Raw genomic sequence first — 20,842 nt, forward strand, 5'->3', positions numbered from 1 at the left:
GCCGGGCGCCGGAGCGGCAAGGGCTTGAGATCGGTGAACCGCTTATTGTCCGACGTTTTCTGGCCCGCCCTGCTGGCCCGCGCGGTCCTGCCCGCGCCCCGGCACGCGCAGGCCCTTCAACGGCGCGCCGCCGTCAGCAACAGCTCGTTGGGTCCGACCCAGCCCTCGGCGGTGTTGAAGCGTTCCAGCTTGGCGGCCATCTCATCCCACGCCGCCTGCGCGGCCGGCGCGTCGAGCCGGCCGAGGATCTGCTGGATCGGGCTGGCCGAGGAGCGGACGAAGTCCAGGTAATGCGCGACGGAGGGCAGGCGAAACGGCGCGGCGACGACCATGCTCGCCACGTCGCGAAAGCCGGCCTGGCGAAACAGCTCGTCCAGCCGTCCCGGTGCGCCCAGGCTCATCAACGCGCCCGGCTGGAACGGGTCGCGCGCCGGCAGCCCGGCGTGCGCAAGCGCGGTGGACATCAGGATGCCCAGGCAGGGATTGCTCTCGGGCCGCGAAAAAACCACGCTGCAGACGCCCGCGCCCGGCCGCAGCACGCGGTGCAGCTCGCGCAGTCCGGCCAGCGGGTCGGGGAAGAACATCAGGCCCAGCCGGCACACCGCGGCATCGAAGCTCGATGCATCGAGCGGCAGGCTCTCGCCGTCGGCCACCTGCGTCTCGACGTTGTCCAGACCGGCGTGGCGGGCGTTGTGCCGCGCCAGCGCCAGGATGGCGGGCGACAGGTCGGTGGCCAGCACGCGGCCCGCCGGGCCCACGCGCCGCGCGAGGTCCAGCGTCTGGTCGCCGGCGCCGGCGGCGAGATCGAGTACCGCCATGCCCGGCGCGATGCGCGCCATCTCCATCATGGCGTCGGTGACCGGGCGCAGCCAGGCACGGATTTGCGGCGTGTGCGCGTTCCAGCCGGCGGCCGACTGGTCCCACTGCGTGCGCTGGGCGGCCTTGAAGGCCTGCGGATCGGAGGTGAGAATCGTGGCCATGACGAACTCCTGATGCATGCTGCCAGGCTGCAGACACGCCCCCAGTCTAGGAAGCGTGCACCCTGGCCACAAGCCGGGATTTCGCATAACGGGGTCGCAGGAATGCGGGCCCGGCGCGCCATCCGGATGGTTTCCTCGATCGTCAGAAAGCGAGCCCAGCATGTACGACTGGAACGACCTGAAAGTGCTGCTGGCCGTGGCGCGCCACGGCAGCACCACGGCAGCGGGCAAGGCGCTGGGCGTCAACCAGTCCACCGTGCAGCGCCGGCTGCTTGCGCTGGAGCGCTGCTTCAAGCGCCCGCTGGTGCAGCGCCATACCACCGGCTACCGCCTGACCGCCCTGGGCGAGCAGTTGTTGCCGCTGGCCGAGCGGGTGGAGCAGGCGGCGCAGGCGCTGGCGCACGAGCTGGGGCGGCAGGCGCGCGAGCTCAGTGGCGTGGTGCGCGTGACCTGCCCCGAGCCCATCGTCCACAAGCTTGCGGCGTCCAGTCTGCTGGAGCGCTTTCACGCGCGCTACCCCAATCTGAAGATCGAGTTCGTCATGAGCGACCGCTACCTCGACCTGAACCAGGGCGAAGTCGACGTGGCGCTGCGCTCGGGCGACACCGAGGACGCGGCGCTGGTGGGCCGCAAGATCGGCGATTCGCTGTGGGCGGTGTACGCCAGCGCCGCCTATCTGGCGCGCCGGGGCCGGCCCGAGCGCATGGAAGACCTGGGCCATCACGACTGGGTGGGACTGGACGCCAGCCTGGACCAACACCGCGCCGCCCTGTGGCTGAAGCAGGTGGCGCCCGCCGGGCGCATCGTCGCGCGCAACAACAGCGTGCTGGGCCTGGCCTGTTCGGCCAAGGCGGGCCTGGGCCTGGCGCCGCTGCCCACGCCGCTGGGCGACGGCGAGCCGGAACTGGTGCGCGTGCTGGGCCCGATCCCCGAGCTCACGCGCATCTGGCGCGTGCTGACCACGCCCGAGCTGCGCCGCACGCCGCGCGTGGCGGCGCTCTTCGACTTCATGGTGGAGGAAATGGCAGCGCTGCGGCCGATCATCACCGGCTGACCGCGCCGGCGTCGCCGGCCGCGATCCAGCGCGCCGCCTTCTCGGCCATCATCAGCGTGGGGCTGTTGGTGTTGCCGCTGGTGATGGTGGGCATGGCACCGGCGTCGACCACGCGCAGGCCGGCGATGCGCCCGCCGGCGCCGTCGTGCACGTGAAAGCGCGCATCCAGCACCGCCATCGGGTCGTCGGCGCGGCCCATCTTGGTGGTGCCGACGGGGTGGAAGATGGTCGATGCAATATCGCCGGCCAGGCGTGCCAGTTCGTCGTCGCTCTGGTATTGCGCGCCGGGCTTGAACTCCTCGGGCGCAAAGCGCGCCAGGGCCGGCTGGGCCATGATGCGGCGCGTGACGCGCAGGCTGTCGGCGGCCACTTGCCGGTCTGCCTCGGTGGCGAGGTAGTTGGGGGCGATGGCGGGCGCGTCCTCGAAGCGCGCGCTCTGGATGCGCACGCTGCCGCGGCTGGTGGGATTGAGGTTGCACACGCTGGCGGTGATGGCGCCGAAGCGGTGCAGCGGCTCGCCGAACGCATCCAGGCTGAGCGGCTGCACGTGGTATTCGAGGTTGGGCCAGGCCAGCTCGGGCGACGAGCGCGTGAAGGCGCCCAGCTGGCTGGGCGCCATGCTCATCGGCCCGGTGCGACGCAGCAAATATTCGAGCCCGATGGCGGCCTTGCCCCAGGGCGTGGCGGCCAGGGTGTTGAGCGTTTTGGTGCCGCGCACCTTGTAGACGCTGCGAATCTGCAAATGGTCCTGCAGATTGGCGCCCACGCCGGGGCGGTCGGCGTGCACCGCGATGCCGTGCTGGCGCAGCAGCTCGGCCGGGCCGATGCCCGACAGCTGCAGGATCTGCGGCGAACCGATGCTGCCCGCGCTCAGGATGAGCTGGCCGCCGGGCGCCAGTTGGGCGGCGGTCTGCTCGTGGCCCGTCCACACCTGGGTGCCGGTGCAGCGCAGACCGCCCGCGTCCGACTCGATCAGCAGGCGCATCACCTGCGCGCCGGTCCACAGCTCGAAGTTGGGGCGGGCATAGGCCGGACGCAGAAAGGCCTTGGCGGCGTTCCAGCGCCAACCGTTCTTCTGGTTGACCTGGAAGTAGCCGACGCCCTCGTTGTCGCCCCCGTTGAAGTCGTCGGTGGCCGGAATGCCGGCCTGCACCGCGGCCTGGGCGAAGGCGTCGAGTACGTCCCAGCGCAGGCGCTGGCGGTCGACGCGCCACTCGCCGCCGTGGCCGTGCAGCCGTGCATACTCAAGCGGAATCGGACTCTGGCGCCCGCTGGACAAGCGCGAGTAGCTATCGAATCGATAGTTGTCCTCGTGCGCCATGAAGTCGGGCAGGCAGCGCTCCCAGCGCCATTCGTCCTCGCCCGTCAGGGCCGCCCACTGGTCGTAGTCGCGCGACTGGCCGCGCAGATACAGCATGCCGTTGATGCTGCTGCTGCCACCCAGCACCTTGCCGCGTGGGTAGCGCAAGGTGCGCCCGTTCAGGCCGGGGGCGGGCTCGGTCTGGTACAGCCAGTCGGTGCGCGGGTTGCCGATGCAGTACAGGTAGCCGACGGGGATGTGAATCCAGTGGTAGTCGTCCTTGCCGCCGGCCTCGATCAGCAGCACGCGCCGACGCGCGTCGCGCGACAGGCGGTTGGCCAGCAGGCTGCCGGCCGTGCCGGCGCCGACGATGATGAAGTCGAAGGTGCTGTCGCTGCTCATGGATGGGGTGCGCTTGCGGCGCCCCCGAGCATAAGCCGACGAGGCAAGCGAGCCGTCAGTTTTTTCCGATGTTGTTCTTCATGTGCGCCAGCGCAATGGTCAGCGCGCCGGCGCCCAAGGTCTTGATCAGATCGGGGTGCTCGGCATAGATGCCGCTGATGCGCTCCAGCAGGCCGGGTTCGTGCTGTTGCGCCGCGTTCACCACGTCGCGCACCTGGTCGCTGGTGACGGTGCCGGCCTTGGCCACCGACACCTGCGGCGTGTCAGCGCCCTCGTGGCCGGCCAGCACGCCGCCGGCCACGCCCGCCAGCGCGCCCGGGCCCAGCTTGGCCGTGATGGTGTTGAGGATGGCGGCCTGCTGCTCGGGGCTGGCCTGGCCGAACATCTGCGACACGATCTGCGACAGGTCGGGCGTCTGGTCCGAGCGCAGGGCGGCGCTCACGCCGCCCTGCAGGTCGGCCTTGCTGGCGTTTTGCGTGACCTGGTCAAGCTGGCCGGCGCTGGGCTGGGTGGCGGCACCCACGATTTGCTGCAAGAGGTCGGCGAGGGACATGAAGGCTCTCCTGAATCAAAAACAAGCAATATAGACCCATGCCGGCCGAGCGCAAGAGCGACCGGCCTACAAACCCAGATTGGGCGCCAGCGCCCGCTTGACGCTGCCCAGGTCCGCGTCGCTGCGCGCGGCCAGGTCGGCGGCCTGGCTTTCGTCGATCGGGCCGACGTTGAAGTAGGTGCTGGCCGGGTGGCTGAAGTAAAAGCCGCTGACGCTGGCGCCGGGCTGCATGGCGAAGCTGTCGGTCACGTGCATGCCGACGTCGCCCGCGCCCAGCAGGCCGAACAGCGGCTGCTTGATGCGGTGGTCGGGGCAGGCGGGGTAGCCGGGGGCGGGGCGGATGCCCTGGTACTTCTCGTCGATCATCTCCTCTTTGGAGAAGTGCTCGTCGGGCACGAAGCCCCACAGGTCGGTGCGCACGCGGTGGTGCAGCCATTCGGCGCAGGCCTCGGCCAGGCGGTCGGCCAGGGCCTCGAAGGTGATGGCGCTGTAGTCGTCGTGCGCGGCGATGAACTCGGCGATCTTCTCGCGCGCGCCGATGCCGGCGGTGCAGGCGAAGGCGCCGATGTAGTCCCTGGCGATGGATGCGCTCTTGCCCTCACCCCCACCCTCTCCCGCAGGCGGGAGAGGGAGCAGGTCACGCGGGGCGATGAAATCGGCCAGGCAGCGGCTGGGGCGCAGATGGCCGTCGGCGTCTTCCTGCTTTTCGGTCTGCTGGCGCAGGCCGTACCAGGTCAGCACCACGTCCTGGCGCGACTCGTCGGCGTACAGCTCGATGTCGTCGTCGCGCACGCTGTTGGCGGGCCAGAAGCCGATCACGGCGTTGGCCGTGAGCCAGCGGTGCTCGATGATGTTTTTCAGCATGGCCTGCGCGTCGTGGTAGACGCGCGTGGCTTCCTCGCCCACCACCTCGTCGCTCAGGATGGCCGGGAAGTGGCCGGCCAGATCCCAGGTCTGGAAAAACGGCGTCCAGTCCAGAAAGCGCACCAGCTCCGCCAAGTCGATGTTCATGAACACGCGCCGGCCGATGAACTTGGGCTGCGGCGGCGTGTAGTGCGCCCAGTCGATGACGGCCTTGTTGGCGCGCGCCTTGGCCAGCGACCACATGGGCTGCTTCTTCTTGCGCGCGTGCAGATCGCGCACGTGGGCGTAGTCGGCGCGGGTGTCGGCGATGAACTTCTCGGCGCCGTCGCCCAGCAGGTTTTGCGCCACACCCACGCTGCGCGAGGCGTCGGGCACGTAGACCACCGGGCCGTCGTAGTGGGGCGCGATCTTGACCGCGGTGTGCACGCGGCTCGTCGTCGCGCCGCCGATCAGCAGCGGGATGTTGCGGCTGCGAAAGTACTCGTCCTTTTGCATCTCGGCGGCCACGTGCTGCATCTCCTCCAGGCTGGGGGTGATCAGGCCGCTCACGCCCACCATGTCGGCGCCCACCTCCTTGGCCTTGGCCAGCAGCTCGTGGCAGGGCACCATCACGCCCATGTTGGTGACCTCGAAGTTGTTGCACTGCAGGACCACGGTGACGATGTTCTTGCCGATGTCGTGCACGTCGCCCTTGACGGTGGCCACCACCAGCTTGCCCTTGGACTTGACGTCACCGCCGGCGGCCAGCAACTGGGCCTTCTCGGCCTCGATGTAGGGCAGCAGGTGGGCCACGGCCTGCTTCATCACGCGCGCGCTTTTCACCACCTGCGGCAAAAACATCTTGCCGGCGCCGAACAAGTCGCCCACCACGTTCATGCCGTCCATCAGCGGGCCTTCGATGACCTGCAGCGGCCGCCCGCCGGCAGCGCGGATCTTCTGCCAACATTCTTCGGTGTCTTCGACCACGAAGTCGGTGATGCCGTGCACCAGCGCGTGGCTCAGGCGCGCTTCCACCTCGGCGGCGCGCCAGGCCAGCTTCTGGCTGTCGTCCTTGGCGTTGCCCTTGGCCTGCTCGGCAATCTCCAGCAGGCGCTCGGCGGCGTCGGGGCGGCGGTTGAGCACCACGTCCTCCACCCGCTCGCGCAGGCCGGGCTCCAAGTCGTCGTACACGCCCACCATGCCGGCGTTGACGATGCCCATGTCCATGCCGGCGCGGATGGCGTGGTAGAGAAACACGGTGTGGATGGCCTCGCGCACCGGGTCGTTGCCGCGAAAGCTGAACGAGACGTTGCTGACGCCGCCCGATACCTTGGCGCCCGGCAGGTTGGCCTTGATCCAGCGCGTGGCCTCGATGAAATCGACCGCGTAGTTGTTGTGCTCCTCGATGCCGGTGGCGATGGCGAAGATGTTGGGGTCGAAGATGATGTCCTCGGGCGCGAAGCCCACTTCGTCGACCAACACGCGGTAGGCGCGCGCGCAGATGCTGGTCTTGCGCTCCAGCGTGTCGGCCTGGCCCTGCTCGTCGAAGGCCATCACCACGGCGGCGGCGCCGTAGCGGCGCACCAGGCGCGCCTGGCGCTTGAACTCGTCCACGCCCTCCTTCATGCTGATGGAGTTGACGATGCCCTTGCCCTGCAGGCAGCGCAGGCCGGCCTCGATCACGCTCCATTTGCTCGAGTCCACCATCACCGGCACCTTGGCGATGTCGGGCTCGGAGCCGATCAGGTTCAAGAAGCGCACCATGGCCGCCTGGCTGTCCAGCATGGCCTCGTCCATGTTGACGTCGATGATCTGCGCGCCGTTTTCGACCTGCTGGCGCGCCACCGCCAGCGCGTCCTCGAACTGGCCGGCCAGGACCATGCGGGCAAAGGCCTTGGAGCCGGTGACGTTGGTGCGCTCGCCGATGTTGACGAACAAGTGTCCCGCGCCGATGCTCACCGGCTCCAGGCCGGACAGCTTCATCGGGGGGACTTCGGGTGTGGGGGCAGTCATGGTCTCACCTGCGGCAGGGCGCGTTCAGGTGAGCGTCGTTGCAAGTCGAAATACGCGCCAAGCCTGACGGGACACGCGCCCGCTGCAACGCTCCTTGGCAGCCAGCCGATGATTTTAAGGCGCGCGCCGTGCGGCACGCCGGCGCAGGGTCACTGCACCAGCCGCACTTCCAGCCCGGCGCCGCGCAGGCGCTCGATCAGCTCGTTCACGTGCTCGTGCCCGCGCGTCTGCAACACCATCTCGATCTCGACGTTTTGCGCTGCGAGCAGGGTGAAGGCGCGCTGGTGGTGCACCTCGTCGACGTTGGCGCCGCAGTCGGCCACCAGGGCGGTGATGCGCGCCAGCGAGCCTGGCACGTCGCGCGTGCTGACGACGATGCGCACCAGCCGGCCCGAGCGCACCATGCCGCGCTCGATGATGGCGGCCAGCAGCATCGGGTCGATGTTGCCGCCCGACAGCACCATGCCCACCTTTTTGCCGGCCAGGCGCTCGCGGTGGCGCAGCAGCGCCGCCAGCGCCGCGGCGCCCGCGCCTTCGACCAGGGTCTTTTCTATCTCCAGCAGCAGCACGATGGCCTGCTCGATGTCGCCCTCGTCCACCAGCAAGAAGTCGTCCACGTTGCGGCGGATCAGCTCGACGCATTCGGGGCCCGGCGCGCCGACGGCGATGCCTTCGGCGATGGTGCTCACGCCCTGCTCCAGCTGCGTGCCCTGCATCAGGTTGACCATGGCCGGAAAGCGCCGCGTCTGCACCCCCACCACCGTGATGCCGGGCTGGATGGCCTTGGCCGCGGTGGCCATGCCGGCAATCAGCCCGCCCCCGCCCACCGGCACCACCAGCGCATCCAGCCCGGGCTGCTGCGCCAGCATCTCCAGTGCCGCCGTGCCCTGGCCGGCCATGATGGCGACGTCGTTGTAGGGGTGCACGAACACCAGGTTTTTCTCGTCGGCCAGCTGCCGGGCGTGGGTGTAGGCCGCCTCCAGCGTGGCGCCGTGCAGGATCACCTGCGCGCCGAAACCGCGCGTGCGCGCCACCTTGACGCCCGGCGTGAAGCTGGGCATGACGATGGTGGCCGGAATGCCCAGCCGCTGCGCGTGATAGGCCACGCCCTGCGCGTGGTTGCCCGCGCTCATGGCGATCACGCCGCGCGCGCGCTCGTCGGGCGTCAGCTGCACCAGCTTGTTGCAGGCCCCGCGCTCCTTGAAGCTGGCGGTGAACTGCAGGTTCTCGAATTTGAGGAATACCTGCGCGCCCGTCAGCTCGGACAGCGTGCGCGACTCGACGCAAGGGGTTTCGAGCACCTGCCCGCGCACCCGCGCGGCGGCTTGTTGGATGTCGGCCAGGGTCAGCATGGCGCGATTGTGCGCGCAAGCGGCCAGCCGCCCAGCGCCGGCGCCGCTATTGGTTGGCAGGCCGCAGCCCATGCACCTTGGCGAAGGTCAGGATGACCTCTCGGATCAGCTTGCGCTGCGGGGCGGGCAGTTGCAGGAAGGCGTCGAAAGTCTCGCGCTCCAAGTAGCCCACGCCCTCGTCCCAGCGTTGGCGGTGCCGCTGTACGGACTGACGCACCGCGTCACCAAAGCGCAGCACCTCGGGCTCCACCTTGAGCACCTCGGCCAATGTGATCAGCTTGTCCTGCTCGGGAATCGACTCGCCGCGCAACCAGCGCGACACCGCCTGGAACGTCACCGATCGGCCCCAGTAGTGCGTGTTGAACAGGTCGAGCAATACGGCCGGGCGCGGTTCCAGCCCCGCTGCTTGCATCGCGGCCCGCAGGCGCTCGGCAAATTCCAGCTTCTGATCCATGCTGGAAAACTAAATTCTGGTTGAATTTCAATTGAACTTCGTGTTGTACGATTGGTTGAATTATTCATTCAATTATTGGTTGCGCTGAAACCCAATCCGGCGCGCCGCGTACCGCACCGCATGCCCAAATCCCTGCTCGAACAACTGCCCGAGATCGTCAAGGAAGGCCGCAAGCAAGCCGAACGCATCCTCGAAGCCCTGGAGGGCCGCCAGCGCGTGCGCCTGCAGACCCGCGAGATGGTGCTGCCCGCCCGCGACAGCGCCGCGCAGGACTGGGTGACGGGCCAGCAGCGCGCCGAGCGGCAGGCCACCGCCCAGGACGACAGTGGCGACGGCTGGATGAACCGCCTGATCTACGGCGACAACCTACTGGCCATGGCCGCGCTGCTGGCGGGCGACGAGCACCAGCCCAGCCTGCGCGGCAAGGTGGACTTGATCTACATCGACCCGCCCTTCGACAGCAAGGCCGACTACCGCACCAAGGTCACTCTGCCGGGGTTGGAGCTGGAGCAGAAGCCGACGGTGATCGAACAGTTTGCGTATTCGGATACCTGGAGCGACGGCACGGCGTCCTACTTGGCGATGATCACGCCGCGCCTGGTTCTGATGCGCGAGCTGCTGGCTGACACCGGCTCCATCTATGTGCACCTGGATTGGCATGTGGGGCATTACGTGAAGCTGGTGATGGATGAGGTGTTTGGCAAAGAGCAGTTTTGCAACGAAATTATCTGGACGTATGGCGGCAAAGGCTTAACTGTCGCATCCCGGACGATTGCATAGATGAAAACCGCTACCCGCTGTTCATGGCCCGAGCCGTATTGCGGGAGTTGATAGAGTCCTTGCAAGCCACCGGGAGTGCCACGCCATGCTGATAGCCCTGCACAAGAACGCCCGCACGACACCGGCCGTGCGCGCCGAGATCGCGGCCAGCCACGAGACCGCCAGTGTCCTGGCCCAGCGCTTTGGCATCACCGAGCAAACGGTCTACAAGTGGAAGAAGCGCCAGGTCTTTGGGGATCGCTCGCACACGGCCCATCGCCTGCAGACGGTGCTCACGCCGGCGCAAGAGAGCGTGGTGGTGCACCTGCGGCGCACCTTGCTGCTGCCCCTGGATGACCTGCTGGCTGTCACGCGGGAGTTCATTTGCCCCCATGTCTCGCGCTCAGGCCTGGATCGGTGCCTGCGCCGCCATGGCGCGGGCAACCTCAATGCCCTCAAGCCCCAGGAGCCTACCGTGGCCCACAAGGCCTTCAAGAGCTACGAGCCGGGCTATGTGCACATGGATGTGAAGTACCTGCCCCAGATGCAGGATGAGAGCAGTCGGCGCTACCTGTTCGTGGCCATCGACCGGGCCACGCGCTGGGTGTACGTGGCCCTCAAGGCCAACAAGACCGCCGCCAGTGCACAGTCCTTCCTGAAGGCACTGCACAAGGCCTGCCCGATCAAGATCCACAAGCTGCTGACCGACAACGGCAAGGAGTTCACCGATCGCCTGTTTGCCAGCCGCGAGCGCCAGCCCAGCGGCAACCACGAGTTCGATCAGTTGTGCGACGAGTTGGGGATCGAACACCGCCTGACCAAGCCCAGAACGCCCAGGACCAATGGCATGGTGGAGAGGTTCAACGGTCGCATTGCCGACGTGCTCAAGACGCACAGGTTCAACAGCCGCGAGGACATGGAGCAGACCTTGCTGCGTTATGTGGCCCTGTACAACCACCAACTGCCGCAGTCAGCGCTGGGCAGCAAGACGCCTATGCAGACCATGAAGCAGTGGTATCAGGAGAGCCCGCATCTGTTTCACAAGCGACCTTATGATCGTCCGGGATGCGACACTTAACCAACGCCAAGAACAACTACGTCCGTAACTACGCGCAGATTTTCATGTATTCGAAAGGATCGGAACCATTCCTGAACCTGAGATCGGGTGTTGTTTCTGAGTCGGTTATCAAACGTTTCGGGCGCTACATGAATGAAAATTCCCAGATCACGTTTGGCGCCCTACGAGCCAGCAACGATGCGCTGGAACTTCGGAAGGCCACAGATGCGTATCTCGGCAGATATGGCCAATACCCTGAAGACGAAGACATTGCTCGCGACTACAGCCAAGGTAGCTTGCTCAAGGACGTTTGGGATGACATTCCAATCATTCGTGAAAATGAGGTGTACGGAGAATATGTCGGATACAGCACGCAAAAACCTTCACGACTGTTAGAACGGGTGATAGCTGCCTCCTGCCCCAGCAATGGGCTCATCCTTGATTTCTTCGGAGGCTCGGGCACATCAGCTTCAGTAGCTGTCGCATCCCGGACGATCATAAGGTCGCTTGTGAAACAGATGCGGGCTCTCCTGATACCACTGCTTCATGGTCTGCATAGGCGTCTTGCTGCCCAGCGCTGACTGCGGCAGTTGGTGGTTGTACAGGGCCACATAACGCAGCAAGGTCTGCTCCATGTCCTCGCGGCTGTTGAACCTGTGCGTCTTGAGCACGTCGGCAATGCGACCGTTGAACCTCTCCACCATGCCATTGGTCCTGGGCGTTCTGGGCTTGGTCAGGCGGTGTTCGATCCCCAACTCGTCGCACAACTGATCGAACTCGTGGTTGCCGCTGGGCTGGCGCTCGCGGCTGGCAAACAGGCGATCGGTGAACTCCTTGCCGTTGTCGGTCAGCAGCTTGTGGATCTTGATCGGGCAGGCCTTGTGCAGTGCCTTCAGGAAGGACTGTGCACTGGCGGCGGTCTTGTTGGCCTTGAGGGCCACGTACACCCAGCGCGTGGCCCGGTCGATGGCCACGAACAGGTAGCGCCGACTGCTCTCATCCTGCATCTGGGGCAGGTACTTCACATCCATGTGCACATAGCCCGGCTCGTAGCTCTTGAAGGCCTTGTGGGCCACGGTAGGCTCCTGGGGCTTGAGGGCATTGAGGTTGCCCGCGCCATGGCGGCGCAGGCACCGATCCAGGCCTGAGCGCGAGACATGGGGGCAAATGAACTCCCGCGTGACAGCCAGCAGGTCATCCAGGGGCAGCAGCAAGGTGCGCCGCAGGTGCACCACCACGCTCTCTTGCGCCGGCGTGAGCACCGTCTGCAGGCGATGGGCCGTGTGCGAGCGATCCCCAAAGACCTGGCGCTTCTTCCACTTGTAGACCGTTTGCTCGGTGATGCCAAAGCGCTGGGCCAGGACACTGGCGGTCTCGTGGCTGGCCGCGATCTCGGCGCGCACGGCCGGTGTCGTGCGGGCGTTCTTGTGCAGGGCTATCAGCATGGCGTGGCACTCCCGGTGGCTTGCAAGGACTCTATCAACTCCCGCAATACGGCTCGGGCCATGAACAGCGGGTAGCGGTTTTCATCTATGCAATCGTCCGGGATGCAACAAGTAGCAGAGCGACTTAACCGCCGCTGGATTACCACCGACATCGGCAAGCCCGCCTGCATGGTCATGCGCAAGCGCCTGATCGACCAGGAATCCAAGCCCTTTCTCTACCAGGCCATTGGCGACTATCAGGTCGAAGCCGCCAAGACCCATTTTGGCAAGCGCGATTTCCGCATTGGCGATCTGTCGCAGATCGTGCTCTCGCTCTACGGCGCCTTGCCCCTGCCGCCCGAGGCCAACCCACAGCGCAACCTGGGCCAGATCGCGGGCGTGGATTTCGGCGGGCGGCGCGGCAGCAAGACGCTGGTGCTGGCCGATTCGCCCAACAAGCTGACGGGCGCCGCCACGCTGAAAAAGGCCATTGCCCAGCGCGACAACCTGTTGGGTGGCTGGGATCGCGTGGTGGTGCTGGGCTGGAACTTTGAGCCTTCGATTGGTGAAACGATTACCGGGCTGAATGACGACCGGCTGGAAGTGCTGGTGATTCCGCCCGACCTGCTGGACCGCCTGCGCAAGAAAGGCAGCGTGGACAAGCTGCGCGGGCAGGTGCGCTTTTCCAGCCTGCAATATCTGACCCTGCACCCGATCGAGCGCGTGGCCCTCACCCCGGCCCTCTCCCAGGGGGAGAGGGAGGAAAACCAGGAACGGCTGACGGTGCGCCTGAAGAACTACGTGCTGCTGTCGCCCGAGGCCATCAACCTGGACGACGCCAACCGCGCCAAGCTGCAGCAGGTGGCCAATGCCGAGCCGCTGGCGCTGATCGAGTACTGGGCGGTGGACCCGGACTATGACGGCGAGGTGTTCCGTTCCGTCTGGCAGGACTACCGGGGCAATACCGCCAATGACGCCGACGCGCTGCGTGTGGTGACGCAGGCGGTGCTGACCGTTCCGCCCAAGGACGGGCCGCGCAGGGTGTGCGTGCGGGTGGTGGACGTGTTTGGGTTTGAAGCGGAGGTGGTGGCCACGGTGGGGCTGGCATGAGCCAGAGGCACCGATGCGCTTCAAGCCGTCGCCAATTCGCGCACGGCGTTCAGGCTGTCCTTCATTTCGGCTTGCGCCACTTTCAGGTCGTAGCTGGTTTGCAGGTTCAGCCAGTATTGCGGCGTCTGGCCCAGCGCGCGGCCCAGGCGCAGCGCCAACTCGGCGGTCACGGGGCGGTCGCCCTTGAGCAGGTGCGACACGCGCATGGGCGAAACGCCCAGCGCGCTGGCGAATGCGGCTTGCGTCAGGCCCAGGTCGTTCAGCGTTTCGCGCAGGAATTCGCCGGGGTGGATGGCGGGCAGGCCGTTGTGCGGAGTGGTCATGGTCATTTCTCCTCAGTGGTAGTCCACGATTTCAACGTCTTGCGCATGGCCGCGCTCGAAGCGAAAGCACACGCGCCACTGGCCGTTGATGCGAATGCTCCATTGTCCGGCGCGATCGCCACTCAGGGCTTCGAGGCGGTTGGAGGGGGGCAGACGCAAGTCCTCCAGCGCCGTGGCTGCGTCCAGTTGGGTCAGCCGCATGACGGCGCGCCGCAGGATGTCGGGCGGCAGACGGCGCGATTTGCCGGTGCTGAAAAGCTGCTGTGTTTCAGTGCTGGCAAAGCTTTCAATCATGGCTTCATTATAAACGTTTTGTTTATTTTCTGCGGCAAGCAGGCTCATGCCAATGTCTGACATACACCATCCCCTGGCGCTTTCTGCCGCCCTGACCACCCGCGCCAACCAACTCGCCCTGAGCCTGGAACACGGGGCCGCCGACCTGCTGGAGCTGGTGACCCCCACCACGGCGGAGCTGCTGCACTGGTGGTTTGGCCAGGACATGGTGGACGCGCGCGGCGGGCTGAACTTTCACGCCGGGCAGCGGCAGGCCATCTTGAACGCCATCGTGGCGCACGAGGTGCTGGGCGCGGCGTCACTGAAAGACCTGTACGCGCAGGTGGCGCCCGATGCGCTGCTGGCGGGCACGCGGCTGGCCGAGGTGTCGGCGGGCAAACATGCGCACCCCAAGTACTGCTTCAAGATGGCCACGGGGACGGGCAAGACTTGGGTGCTGCAGGCGCTGCTGATCTGGCAGCTGCTGAACAAGACGGCGGCGCTGGCCGAAGGCATTGACGATGCGCGCTTTACGCGGCAGTTCATGGTGGTAGCGCCGGGGCTGATCGTTTATGAGCGGCTGCTGGATGCGTTCTGCGGAAAATTGATAGCAGGCAGCGCAAGCGGGGCGCGGGATTTTTCTCAATCGGACGTGACGAAGTTTGCCGACCTGTTCGTGCCCGAATCACACCGCGAGGCGGTGTTTGCCTTTGTGCGCGGCAACGTGTGCGCCAAGGACGAGATCGGCCTGAAGGCCACGGGCAACGGAATGATCGCCATCACCAACTGGCATTTGCTGGCTGAAGGCGACGCGGTGGATGAGGTGGAAGACGCCGAGGCAGTGGAAGCTCCCGGCGCGCCGCTGCCCGCGCACGAGGTGGCCGCCGCCGTGCTGCCGCTGGCGCCGGGCCGCGCCACGGGCAACAGCCTGGACGTGCTGGACCGGCGCTATGCACGCGGCAATGTGCTGGAGTTTCTGGCCCAGCTGCCCGAGCTGATGGTGTTCAACGACGAGGCGCACCACATCCACGAGTTCAAGCGCGAGGGCGAGGTGACGGAGGTGGAATGGCAAAAGAGCCTGAGCCGCATCGCTGCAGCCAAGGGGCGGCGCTTTGTACAGGTGGACTTCTCGGCCACGCCGTACAACGACGTGGGCAGTGGCAAGAACAAGAAGAAGCTGTACTTCCCGCACATCGTGACGGACTTCGACCTGCAAAGCGCCATGCGCGCCGGGCTGGTCAAGTCGCTGGTGCTGGACCGGCGCAAGGAGGTGGGCGCGCTGCCCCTGGAGTTCAAGGCCGAGCGCGACGAGAACGGCAACCCGGCCCTGAGCGAGGGCCAGCGCGTGATGCTGCGCGCGGGCCTGCACAAGCTGCGCAAGCTCGAAGCCGACTTTGCCCGCATCGACCCCACGCGCCACCCCAAGATGCTGGTGGTGTGCGAGGACACGACGGTATCGCCGCTGGTGGCGCAGTTTCTGCAGGAGCAGGAGGGACAGCACGACGACGAGGTGATGACCATCGATTCGGGCAAGAAGGCCGAGCTGGGCGAGAAGGACTGGGCGCCGGTGCGCGAGCGCTTGTTCAATGTCGATAGGCACGCCGCGCCGCGCGTGATCGTCAGCGTGCTGATGCTGCGCGAGGGCTTCGACGTGAACAACATCTGTGTGATCGTGCCGCTGCGCTCGTCGCAGGCGCAGATTCTGCTGGAGCAGACCATTGGCCGCGGCCTGCGGCTGATGTGGCGCGAGGCGGAATACGGCGACCTGAAGCGCGAGAACCGCGAGCGCATCGCCGCCGGGCAGGAGCCGGGCAGCCTGCTGGATGTGCTGAGTATCGTGGAGCACCCGGCTTTTCAGTCGTTCTATGACGACCTGCTGAAAGCGGGGCTGGCGGGCACCACGGGCGAGGGCATGGACAACACGCCGAGTACGGGCGATGTGATCGCCGCCGAGCTGCGCGCGGGCTTCGAGGCGTTCGACTTCGGCATTCCCTTCATCCTGCGCGAGGCGGACGAAGAGCACCGCCATACGGCGCTGGATGTGGCCGCGCTGCCCGCCTTCACGGCCATGCCGCAGGCGCAACTGGCGGCGCTGCTGGGCCAGGGTGACACCTTCATCTCGCAAGACCTGCAAAGCGCCACGCTGTTTGGCGACTACCGCGTGGCGGGCGCGGTGATGAACGTGGCGGGCTACAACGACTATCTGGCGCGGCTCACAAGGCGCATCAGCCAGGCGCTCTCCGAGCCGCTGCCCAAGGGCAACAAGATCGCTTCGCACCTGGCCAAACCGTATCTGCAGGTGCACACGGCAGACCTGACGGGCTGGCTGGACGACTATGTGTGGACGCAGTTGTTTGGCGAAACCTTCAACCCGCTGGAGAACGAAAACTGGCGCCTGTTGCTGCTGCAGCCGGTGGTGGACCACATCACCAAGGTGTTCGCCATGGCACTGGTGGAGTCAGAGCAGACGCAAACCACCGGCCAGACCGAGGTGCATGCGCGTTTCTTGAGCGAAACCCCGCGCCTGATGGTGCGGGAAGCCCATTCGGTGGAGGTCGGCAAGTGCATCTACACCCGCCTGGGCTGGCCCGCGCGCAATGGTGGGCTGGAAAAGACCTTCATCCACTGGGCGCAGGCAGACAGCCACGTGCTGGCCTTCTGCAAGATCAGCGAGACGCGCCACCCCTTTGCCCGGCTGCGCTACGTGAAGGACGATGGCCTACCCGCGTTCTACAGCCCGGACTTTCTGGTCCGCACGGCGGATGCAATCTACCTGGTGGAAACCAAGGCGCAGCAGCAGACGGCGCACCCCAACGTGCAGCGCAAGCTGCGCGCCGCCATCGCCTGGTGTGATCGCATCAACGCGCTGGCGCCCGAGCACCGGCAGGGCCTGCCGTGGCATTACGTGCTGCTGGGCGAGGATGTGGTGAACGAGTGGCATGCCAAGGGCGCGCACCTGGCGCAACTGCTGGAGTTTGCTCGGCTGCGGCCATTGGCCAGCGCGGAGCTTCAGGCCAGCCTGCTTTGAAGAAACAAGCCAAATGTGCTTCTAGCAGTCTCCAGGTCTGCGCGGCAAGCTATATTTTCAGGAGTTAACGGAACACTTCAAACCGCTGCCGCCGGCAGCCCGAACACGCGATCGAACCCCCAGTTGAAGACAAAGGTGTAGACCAGGAAGAACAGCAGCAGCCCCAGGTCCATCACCAGCGCCTGCCACAGGCCGACGTCGAACCACCAGGCCAGCAGCGGCACCAGCATCAGCGCCAGCCCGCCCTCGAAGCCGAGAGCGTGCGCCACGCGCCGCGCCAGGCTGCGCCCGCGCACGCTCTGGCGGCTTTCCCAGCGCTCGAACAGGGCGTTGAAGGCCACGTTCCAGACCACCGCGAGGACCGAGGACGCGGCCGAGATGACGCCCGCGTGCGCCGCACCCGAGTCGGTGAACAGCATGAAGCCGACGGTGGTGACCGCGATCGCGATCAGTTCGTACAAGGTCACGAACACCACGCGCCGCCAAGGGCCCTGAAGGGAAAACAGTGTGGGAGAAGAAGCCGACATGGGGCATCACTGTAGCGAAGCCGCCGCGCACGCAGAGGGCGGGCTTGCGGGCGCCGTCACATGCGGATGCACGTGCGGCGCCGGCAGCACCCACAATGCGCCCTTGGCCCGCGCGCGGCGGGCCCGACCGTTTTTTTGCTCGCCGGACTCGCTCCGGCCAGCGCCCGCCCGAACGCCCGTCCCCGCATGCACCGTCCTCGCCCCTCGCAGCTCGCCGTCCTGCTGCCCATGGTTTGCCCCGCCCTGTGCGGCGCACAAGCCCCCGCCGCGCCGCCCGCGCCCACGCCGGCCGCGCTCGCATCCGCCCTGGCCTGGCAGGCCTGCGTGGACCAACCCGACGCCACGCGCCTGGCCTGCTTCGACGACTGGGCGCACGCGCAGCAGCAACTGGTGCAGGCCATCGAGGACAAGGCACGCTCGGTGGCGGCCTCGCCGCAGACCAACGTGGCGCCCAGCGCGCCGGCGGCCGCCGTGCGCGGCCAGGTGGCCGAAGCCGTGGCGACGACCCAGCCTGCGCCCGCCGAGGGCAGCACCAGCGCCTCGGGCTCGGCCGGCATCGTTGGCGTGGGGCTGGAGCAGGGCTGCCGCGACCGCCAGTTTTCCGAGCTGTCGCGCTTTTGGGAGCTGGAGTCGGGGTCGAGCTGCCCGACCTTCGGCCTGCGCTCGTTCCACCCGACCACGGCGTCGGTGGTCGCCGGCGATCGCGCCAACCGCCTGCCCGCCTCGCCCAACCCGGCCAACAGCGCCAGCACGCCGATCGACTACAGCCGGCACGAGATGCGCCTGTCGCTGTCGGTGCGCACCAAGCTGGCCTCGGGCCTGTTCACGCCCGCCGGCGGCACGCTGCGCGACTCGCTGTGGGCGGCCTACACCCAGCAGTCGTACTGGCAGGTGTTCAACAGCGGCCTGTCGCGGCCGTTTCGCAACACCGACCACCTGCCCGAGCTGATCTACGTCTACCCCACCACGCTCAGGCTGCCGGGCGACTGGCTGTGGCGCTACTCCGGCATCGGCCTGGCGCACCAGTCCAACGGCCAGAGCGATCCGCTGTCGCGCAGCTGGAACCGCGCCTACCTGATGGCCGGGTTCGAGAAAGACCAGCGCTTCAGCGTCGAAGCCCGGCTGTGGAAGCGCCTGCCCGAAAGCCGCGCCCAGGACAACAACCCCGACATCAGCCGCTACGTCGGCCGCGGCGACCTCAGCCTGACTTGGAACGTCGACCGCAAGAACACCCTGCGCGCCACCTACACCGGCTCGCTCAACCGCTACGGCTCGGGCCGGCTGGAATGGACGCGCTCGCTGGGCGACGGCTGGGGCAACAGCTTCTCGGGCCTGCGCCTGTACACCGCCGTCTTCCACGGCTACGGCGACAGCCTGCTGGACTACAACTTCCGCCGCACCGTGTTCTCGATCGGCTTGAGCCTGGTGGATTTCTGAACGCCGTGCGTGGTGGGCGTGCTTGGCAGCCCGATCGACCCGGCGATGCGTTTTACGTACAATATGTTCAATTTGTACAAATAGTACGTAACCGCCATGCAAACCATCACCACCAGTCAAGCGCGAAACGAGTTTGCGCAGGTCATCGAATCGACCCGACGCGGGCCGGTGCTGATCCAGCGGCAAAAACGGGATGTGGCGGTCATCATGTCGGCCGACGAATACCAGCGACTGGTGCATTTGAACGTGTCGGAGTTTCAACGCTTTTGCGACCAGGTCGGCCACGATGCGCAGGCCGCCGGCATGAACGAGCAGGTCTTGCAGGAATTGCTGGGTGACGACTGAGCGCCGGCTGGTCATCGACACCAACCTGTGGATCAGCCGCCTGCTGCTGCCCGGTGGCGCGGCGGCCCGCGCGGTCGACCACGGCCTGGCATGGGGCATGCCGCTGATGTCCGAAGCCACGCTGGCCGAGTTGGCCGACGTTTTGTCGCGCCCGCGCTTCGACCGCTGGGTATCGCGCGCCGAGCGCCAGCAGTTTCTGCGCCAGCTCGGCGGCGTGGTTCGCTTGGTCATCGTCACGCAGTGCGTGCGCGCATGCCGCGACCAGAAGGACGACAAATTTCTCGACGTCGCCCTCACAGGCCAGGCGCAGTTGATCGTGACCGGTGACCGGGACTTGCTGGCCCTGCACCCGTTTCACGGCATCGAAATCCTGACGCCGACGGCGTTTTCGCAGAAGGCGATGGGCTGAGGCGGCAAGCGGAAAACGGGCCCGCAGCTCGTCTCGAATACTATTTATTCAATAGCGTTTTGCGCTTGATTGGTGCGGGCGAAAGGCCGATTTGGCTTGAATCTTCAAGCCGCCTCCTTGTAGAACCCCGCCGCCTGCACGCCGCGCGGCGCCAGCGGCCCCACGGCGCGCACGATGGCGCCGATGTGGTCGGGCGTGGTGCCACAGCAGCCGCCCACGATGTTGACCAGGCCCTCGGCGGCAAACTCGTGCAGCAGGCGGCTGGTGACCTCGGGGGTTTCGTCGAAGCCGGTCTCGCTCATCGGGTTGGGCAGGCCGGCGTTGGGGTAGCAGCTGATGAAGGTGTCGGGCGCGGCCTTGGCCAGCTCCTGGATGTAGGGACGCATCAGTGCCGCGCCCAGGGCGCAGTTCAGGCCCACGGCCAGCGGCTGGGCGTGGCGCACGCTGTACCAGAAGGCGGTCACGGTCTGGCCCGACAGCACGCGGCCCGAGGCGTCGGTCACCGTGCCGCTGATGATGAGCGGCAGGCGCTGGCCGCTTTGCTCGAAGAACTCGTCGATGGCGAACAGCGCGGCCTTGGCGTTCAGCGTGTCGAAGATGGTCTCGACCAGCAGCACGTCGGCGCCGCCCTCGACCAGGCCCTCGACCTGCTCGTAATACGCCGCGCGCAGGGTTTCGAAGTCGACGTTGCGCGCGCCGGGGTCGTTGACATCGGGGCTGATGCTGGCGGTCTTGGGCGTGGGGCCCAGGGCGCCGGCGACAAAGCGCGGCTTGTCGGGCGTTGAATATTTGTCGCAGGCGGCACGCGCCAGCCGGGCGGCGGCGACGTTCATCTCGCGCGCCAGCGGCGCCATGTCGTAGTCGGCCTGCGCCACGCGGGTGGCGCCGAAGGTGTTGGTCTCGATCAGGTCGGCGCCGGCGGCCAGGTATTTTTCGTGGATGTCGGCGATCAGCCGCGGCTGCGTCAGGTTGAGCAGTTCGTTGTTGCCCTTGACGTCCTTGTGGAAGTCCGCAAAGCGCTCGCCCCGGTACTGCGCCTCGCCCAGCTTGAGCTGCTGGATCATGGTGCCCATGGCGCCGTCGAGGATGACCAGGCGCTGTTGCAGGATCTGGGGCAGTTGCTGGGCGCGGGTGTAGGGCTGGCCGTTCATGGCCCAAATTTTAGGCGGCGCGGGGTGCGGGCCCGGTTTTTGGGGACA

20 protein-coding genes and 1 riboswitch are annotated in these 20,842 nt (G+C 66.8%); of the genes, 9 read left to right on the top strand and 11 right to left on the bottom strand.

Features of this window, described 5'->3' with window-relative positions; genetic code table 11:
• Positions 1 to 116 precede the first annotated feature (116 nt).
• Positions 117 to 980 carry a class I SAM-dependent methyltransferase gene (locus tag ACWHMB_RS19320; protein WP_377482327.1) on the bottom strand — a complete coding sequence of 288 codons (864 nt, stop codon included), beginning with the start codon at positions 978 to 980 and terminating at the stop codon, positions 117 to 119.
• Between the two features lie 160 nt (positions 981 to 1,140).
• Between ACWHMB_RS19320 and ACWHMB_RS19325 the strand changes: the two genes are divergently transcribed.
• Positions 1,141 to 2,034 carry a LysR family transcriptional regulator gene (locus tag ACWHMB_RS19325; protein WP_377482329.1) on the top strand — a complete coding sequence of 298 codons (894 nt, stop codon included), beginning with the start codon at positions 1,141 to 1,143 and terminating at the stop codon, positions 2,032 to 2,034.
• Here the strand turns inward: ACWHMB_RS19325 and ACWHMB_RS19330 are convergent.
• The 5 genes from ACWHMB_RS19330 to ACWHMB_RS19350 all read right to left on the bottom strand — a co-directional run bounded on the left by ACWHMB_RS19330 (position 2,024) and on the right by ACWHMB_RS19350 (position 8,951).
• A complete protein-coding gene (locus ACWHMB_RS19330; protein WP_377482331.1) occupies positions 2,024 to 3,736 on the bottom strand; it encodes a GMC family oxidoreductase in 1,713 nt (570 codons plus the stop codon). The genes ACWHMB_RS19325 and ACWHMB_RS19330 overlap by 11 nt on opposite strands.
• Positions 3,737 to 3,791: 55 nt before the next feature.
• Positions 3,792 to 4,289, bottom strand: coding sequence for a hypothetical protein (locus ACWHMB_RS19335; protein ID WP_377482333.1), 498 nt, complete (start codon positions 4,287 to 4,289; stop codon positions 3,792 to 3,794).
• A 66-nt stretch (positions 4,290 to 4,355) separates the two neighbouring features.
• Positions 4,356 to 7,115: a methionine synthase gene (metH, locus tag ACWHMB_RS19340; RefSeq protein ID WP_377482345.1), complete on the bottom strand. Its 2,760-nt coding sequence runs from the start codon at positions 7,113 to 7,115 to the stop codon at positions 4,356 to 4,358.
• A gap of 53 nt (positions 7,116 to 7,168) precedes the next feature.
• Positions 7,169 to 7,247, bottom strand: a riboswitch (S-adenosyl-L-homocysteine riboswitch).
• 47 nt (positions 7,248 to 7,294) lie between these two features.
• On the bottom strand, positions 7,295 to 8,497 hold the full coding sequence (locus tag ACWHMB_RS19345) for a threonine ammonia-lyase (protein WP_377482335.1): 1,203 nt from the start codon (positions 8,495 to 8,497) through the stop codon (positions 7,295 to 7,297).
• 46 nt (positions 8,498 to 8,543) lie between these two features.
• A complete protein-coding gene (locus tag ACWHMB_RS19350) occupies positions 8,544 to 8,951 on the bottom strand; it encodes a helix-turn-helix domain-containing protein (protein ID WP_377482337.1) in 408 nt (135 codons plus the stop codon).
• Between the two features lie 120 nt (positions 8,952 to 9,071).
• Between ACWHMB_RS19350 and ACWHMB_RS19355 the strand changes: the two genes are divergently transcribed.
• The 3 genes from ACWHMB_RS19355 (at position 9,072) to ACWHMB_RS19365 (ending at position 11,348) form a co-directional block, all read left to right on the top strand.
• A complete protein-coding gene (locus ACWHMB_RS19355) occupies positions 9,072 to 9,731 on the top strand; it encodes a DNA methyltransferase (protein ID WP_377482339.1) in 660 nt (219 codons plus the stop codon).
• 85 nt (positions 9,732 to 9,816) lie between these two features.
• Positions 9,817 to 10,788: an IS481 family transposase gene (locus ACWHMB_RS19360; protein WP_377542714.1), complete on the top strand. Its 972-nt coding sequence runs from the start codon at positions 9,817 to 9,819 to the stop codon at positions 10,786 to 10,788.
• A 44-nt stretch (positions 10,789 to 10,832) separates the two neighbouring features.
• A complete protein-coding gene (locus tag ACWHMB_RS19365; protein ID WP_377542781.1) occupies positions 10,833 to 11,348 on the top strand; it encodes a DNA methyltransferase in 516 nt (171 codons plus the stop codon).
• Here the strand turns inward: ACWHMB_RS19365 and ACWHMB_RS19370 are convergent.
• The gene (locus tag ACWHMB_RS19370; RefSeq protein WP_377542716.1) at positions 11,238 to 12,212 is read right to left on the bottom strand and encodes an IS481 family transposase; all 975 of its coding nucleotides are present in this window, start codon (positions 12,210 to 12,212) and stop codon (positions 11,238 to 11,240) included. The two genes, ACWHMB_RS19365 and ACWHMB_RS19370, sit on opposite strands and share 111 nt — an antisense overlap.
• A gap of 102 nt (positions 12,213 to 12,314) precedes the next feature.
• Here ACWHMB_RS19370 and ACWHMB_RS19375 point away from each other — a divergent pair, with 102 nt between their 5' ends.
• Positions 12,315 to 13,301 carry a hypothetical protein gene (locus ACWHMB_RS19375; protein WP_377483444.1) on the top strand — a complete coding sequence of 329 codons (987 nt, stop codon included), beginning with the start codon at positions 12,315 to 12,317 and terminating at the stop codon, positions 13,299 to 13,301.
• Between the two features lie 20 nt (positions 13,302 to 13,321).
• Here the strand turns inward: ACWHMB_RS19375 and ACWHMB_RS19380 are convergent, their stop codons facing one another.
• Together ACWHMB_RS19380 and ACWHMB_RS19385 are read right to left on the bottom strand one after the other, a co-directional pair.
• Positions 13,322 to 13,624 carry a HigA family addiction module antitoxin gene (locus ACWHMB_RS19380; protein ID WP_377483446.1) on the bottom strand — a complete coding sequence of 101 codons (303 nt, stop codon included), beginning with the start codon at positions 13,622 to 13,624 and terminating at the stop codon, positions 13,322 to 13,324.
• A 12-nt stretch (positions 13,625 to 13,636) separates the two neighbouring features.
• The gene (locus ACWHMB_RS19385) at positions 13,637 to 13,918 is read right to left on the bottom strand and encodes a type II toxin-antitoxin system RelE/ParE family toxin (RefSeq protein ID WP_377483491.1); all 282 of its coding nucleotides are present in this window, start codon (positions 13,916 to 13,918) and stop codon (positions 13,637 to 13,639) included.
• Between the two features lie 52 nt (positions 13,919 to 13,970).
• Between ACWHMB_RS19385 and ACWHMB_RS19390 the strand changes: the two genes are divergently transcribed.
• On the top strand, positions 13,971 to 16,925 hold the full coding sequence (locus tag ACWHMB_RS19390; RefSeq protein ID WP_447648685.1) for a DEAD/DEAH box helicase family protein: 2,955 nt from the start codon (positions 13,971 to 13,973) through the stop codon (positions 16,923 to 16,925).
• A gap of 77 nt (positions 16,926 to 17,002) precedes the next feature.
• On the opposite strand, the gene ACWHMB_RS19395 is transcribed toward ACWHMB_RS19390, so the two are convergent.
• Positions 17,003 to 17,452: a PACE efflux transporter gene (locus ACWHMB_RS19395; protein WP_377483450.1), complete on the bottom strand. Its 450-nt coding sequence runs from the start codon at positions 17,450 to 17,452 to the stop codon at positions 17,003 to 17,005.
• 186 nt (positions 17,453 to 17,638) lie between these two features.
• Between ACWHMB_RS19395 and ACWHMB_RS19400 the strand changes: the two genes are divergently transcribed.
• From ACWHMB_RS19400 to ACWHMB_RS19410, 3 genes are all read left to right on the top strand, one after another.
• Positions 17,639 to 18,889, top strand: coding sequence for a phospholipase A (locus ACWHMB_RS19400; protein WP_377483452.1), 1,251 nt, complete (start codon positions 17,639 to 17,641; stop codon positions 18,887 to 18,889).
• A gap of 96 nt (positions 18,890 to 18,985) precedes the next feature.
• Positions 18,986 to 19,234: a type II toxin-antitoxin system Phd/YefM family antitoxin gene (locus tag ACWHMB_RS19405; RefSeq protein ID WP_377483454.1), complete on the top strand. Its 249-nt coding sequence runs from the start codon at positions 18,986 to 18,988 to the stop codon at positions 19,232 to 19,234.
• Entirely contained in the window at positions 19,224 to 19,643 is a 420-nt protein-coding gene (locus ACWHMB_RS19410; protein ID WP_377483456.1) for a putative toxin-antitoxin system toxin component, PIN family, read from the top strand. The genes ACWHMB_RS19405 and ACWHMB_RS19410 overlap by 11 nt, the downstream gene beginning before the upstream one ends.
• Before the next feature lie 104 nt (positions 19,644 to 19,747).
• On the opposite strand, the gene ACWHMB_RS19415 is transcribed toward ACWHMB_RS19410, so the two are convergent.
• Entirely contained in the window at positions 19,748 to 20,794 is a 1,047-nt protein-coding gene (locus tag ACWHMB_RS19415; RefSeq protein WP_377483458.1) for a homocysteine S-methyltransferase family protein, read from the bottom strand.
• Positions 20,795 to 20,842 lie beyond the last annotated feature (48 nt).

Source organism: Ottowia pentelensis, assembly GCF_964341695.1.